The following is a 3,137-nucleotide window of genomic DNA, read 5'->3' as shown; positions in this document are numbered from 1 at the left end:
GCATCAAGGAGCTGACCGCGCTGGGTCGCGATCCGCACTACGCGCTGATCCGCCGGCTCGACCCCGAGGCGCGCACGCTGTTTCCCGGTATCGCGGGCGAACCGGTGTCCGAGTGGGCCGGCAATCGCCCCTGCACGCCCGATTCGTTGCCGATCATCGACCGCGTGCCGGGGGAAGACGTCTTCGTCGCCACCGGCCACGGCCACCTCGGCCTGACCCAAGGACCGGTCACGGGCAAGCTGCTGGATCAGATGATGGCCGGCGAGGCGACGGAGATACCGCTGGCGCCCTATGCGCTGGCGCGGTTCGGGTAGCCGATCCACTTGTAGGAGCGACGTCAGTCGCGATCGCACACATCGGTGTTTAGTGCATCTTGATCGAGACGAGCGATCCCGGCGAAATGGGAGCCGTATTCGCTTTGATGGGCGTGCGAACCCGGACGTGGCGTCCTGGTTTCCGCGTTCGCGACTTACGTCGCTCCCATGAAGGCGAGTTGCACGTCACGCCCCCCCGACGAATCCCGCCTGTCGCCACGCCTCGAACACCACCACGGCCACGGTGTTGGACAGGTTGAGGCTGCGATTGTCCGGTCGCATCGGCAGGCGGATGCGCTGGTCCCCCGGCACGCCTTCCAGGACGTCCTGCGGCAGGCCGCGGGTTTCCGGCCCGAACAGGAAGGCATCGCCAGGCCCATAGGCCGGCTGGTCGTGGCGGACGGTGCCGCGGGTGCTCAGGGCGAACAGGCGTGCAGGACGGATACGCTGCAGGGCGGCGTCGAGCGACGCGTGTACCTGCAGCGTGGCGTATTCGTGGTAGTCCAGGCCGGCGCGCTTGAGCTGCTTGTCTTCCAATGCGAACCCGAGCGGTTCGATCAGGTGCAGCCGCGCGCCGGTGTTCGCGCAGAGGCGGATGGCATTGCCGGTATTCGGGGGAATTTCCGGCTGGTACAGCAGGACGTCGATGTCCAGGGTATCGGTCATGGCGCGCATTCTACGCGGCGCTGCATGGCCTCATTGGCGGTGGAGCTCCGGCCGCCGCCGGCTTGCGTGATGACGCAGGTGGAACGTGTATCGCCTGCGTATCAGCGCGAAGCCAGCTGGCTGGCCAGTGCACCGGCCTGCACCGCGATCTGCTGCATGTCCTCGGCCGACGGACGCACGGTGACCACCGGCATGTCGACCACGCGCACGGCCTGCTGGGCGACGAACTGGGCCAGGTCTTCGGCAGCCGGCGTCACGGTGATGGTGGCGAGGTCGACGATCTTGGTGTCCTTGTAGGTGTTGTAGTGGGCCAGGTCGGCGGCATCCGGGGCGACCGTCACGGTCGGCAGGTCCACGATGCGGGCGATGTCGGTGGCGGCGGTCTGGCGGTTGTCGGCGTGGCTGGCGGAAACGACCATGGCACCGGCGCACAGGGCGAACACGGCGGCGGCGGTCAGGGGGAGGAGGTTCTTGGCGTTCATTGTCATGCCTCTGTAGTGATGTTGTTGGGTGGTGTGGTAGTAAGGTAGTACACCTAGACAGAGCGATCAAGCAAAACTTTTCGTTTTGTGAGCTTCGTTCAGGCTTCAGTCAGGTTGAGCAGGTGCTGCGCGAGTTTGTTGTAGGTATCGCAGAAACCATGCCAAACGTAAGTCATTGATCCATAAGGTGTTCCGGATGCTTCCTGCACGTCCGCTGTCCGGAAGACTGTCCGTCCAGTGTCCGTCCTGCGTAAGCCAAGACGGGCGGCGTTGTTCGTTGTGACTGCGAACACGCCGCTTCGCCCCAGGCCCGGTCACTCCGGTACGTAAGGGTTTGGATGCCGTTCAACTAGGATTCGTTGCGTCGCCTGCGAACTGGCGGAGTCAACGTTCAGTTTCACCAGGGGAGGGGGTCGCCCTGCCAATCAAGGAAGCGTCCGCTTTGCTCGGCGGTGAGATGGTCGATCACCTGCAGCAGGCCGCTGGCGGATTCCGCCGCTGACAGCAGCGCGCTGTCGCCGCCCATGTCGGTGCGCACCCAGCCGGGGTGCAGAGCCACGACCTTGATGCCGCGTGGGGCCAAGGCCTGCGATAGCAGGGACGTCACCATGTTCTGCGCCGCCTTGCCGATCGCATAGCTGGGTGTACGGAATTCCTGGCGCAAGGCGATCGAGCCGATCTCGGACGAGATGTTCGCCACCACGGCACCGTCGGCCAGCTGGGGTGCAAGCGCCTGCGTCAACAGGAAAGGTCCGGCCGCATGCGTGTGGAAGCTCGCGTCCAGGTCGGTGGCGGCGACCTGCCCGAAACGTTCGCCGCCGCGCAGCACGCCGGCGTTGTTGATCAGCAGGTGCAGCGGATCGTCGTCGGTCACCAGGGGCAACTCGCGCAACAGCGCGTCGCGGCTGCGGGCATCGGCGACATCCAGCGGCAGCACGTGCAGGCGGCCGGGATGCTCGCCCGCCAGACGGTTGAGCGCCGTCGCCTTGCCGGGGTGGCGACAGGTCGCCACCACGTGCCGCTGCCGGGCCAGCAGCTGGATCACCAGTTCCAGCCCCAGGCCCCGGTTGGCGCCGGTGATCAGGCAGTGCTTGCGGTCCATGGCGCCTCCTCGAGGGGATTCCCCTGCCGTTGGTCATGGCTTGTGGCCTAGTGTAATGACGACGGCCGGCGGCTAGCATCGCGGATTCTGCAGGCCCATACCGTATCAACAGGAGTGTCCATGTCCCTCTACCGTCGGCCCCGCGCCGCCTTGCTCGCCGTCGCCCTGTCCGCCGCCCTCGGGGGCCTGGCCTACGCGCCCGCGCCTTCCTATGCGAAGCCGGCCGCCGGCGCGGACATTGTGATCCCCTACGAGGAGTTCACGCTGCCCAACGGCCTGCGGGTGATCGTGCACACCGACCGCAAGGCGCCGATCGTGGCGGTGAACATCTGGTACCACGTGGGTAGCAAGAACGAGACGCCCGGCCGCACCGGCTTCGCCCACCTGTTCGAGCATCTGATGTTCCAGGGCAGCGAGAACCACGTCGGCGAGTTCTTCACCCCGTTCGAGCTGGTCGGCGCCACTGACCAGAACGGCACCACCAACCAGGACCGCACCAACTACTTCCAGAACGTGCCGACCACCGCGCTCGACATGGCGCTGTGGATGGAATCCGATCGCATGGGCCACCTG

The 3,137-nt window shown here is 66.2% G+C and carries 5 protein-coding genes; 2 read left to right on the top strand and 3 right to left on the bottom strand.

The features are described 5' to 3' along the window. On the top strand, positions 1-314 hold a 314-nt coding region (locus AC04L7_RS15375), incomplete at its 5' end, for an NAD(P)/FAD-dependent oxidoreductase (RefSeq protein WP_475513339.1). A 186-nt stretch (positions 315-500) separates the two neighbouring features. On the opposite strand, the gene trmL is transcribed toward AC04L7_RS15375, so the two are convergent. The 3 genes from trmL to AC04L7_RS15360 form a co-directional block, all read right to left on the bottom strand. Beyond that, positions 501-980, bottom strand: coding sequence for a tRNA (uridine(34)/cytosine(34)/5-carboxymethylaminomethyluridine(34)-2'-O)-methyltransferase TrmL (gene trmL, locus AC04L7_RS15370; RefSeq protein WP_296281288.1), 480 nt, complete (start codon positions 978-980; stop codon positions 501-503). Between the two features lie 101 nt (positions 981-1,081). After that, positions 1,082-1,462 (bottom strand): hypothetical protein, encoded by a 381-nt coding sequence (locus AC04L7_RS15365; protein WP_436040774.1) that lies wholly within the window; start codon positions 1,460-1,462, stop codon positions 1,082-1,084. 397 nt (positions 1,463-1,859) lie between these two features. Next, the gene (locus tag AC04L7_RS15360; RefSeq protein ID WP_435996017.1) at positions 1,860-2,564 is read right to left on the bottom strand and encodes an SDR family oxidoreductase; all 705 of its coding nucleotides are present in this window, start codon (positions 2,562-2,564) and stop codon (positions 1,860-1,862) included. A 120-nt stretch (positions 2,565-2,684) separates the two neighbouring features. Between AC04L7_RS15360 and AC04L7_RS15355 the strand changes: the two genes are divergently transcribed. Further along, a partial coding sequence (locus AC04L7_RS15355) for a M16 family metallopeptidase (protein WP_475513338.1) occupies positions 2,685-3,137 on the top strand: 453 nt, incomplete at its 3' end.

Source organism: Pseudoxanthomonas sp. LjRoot204_2, from assembly GCF_056175765.1.
This window is presented reverse-complemented; position numbering and strand designations above follow the sequence as displayed.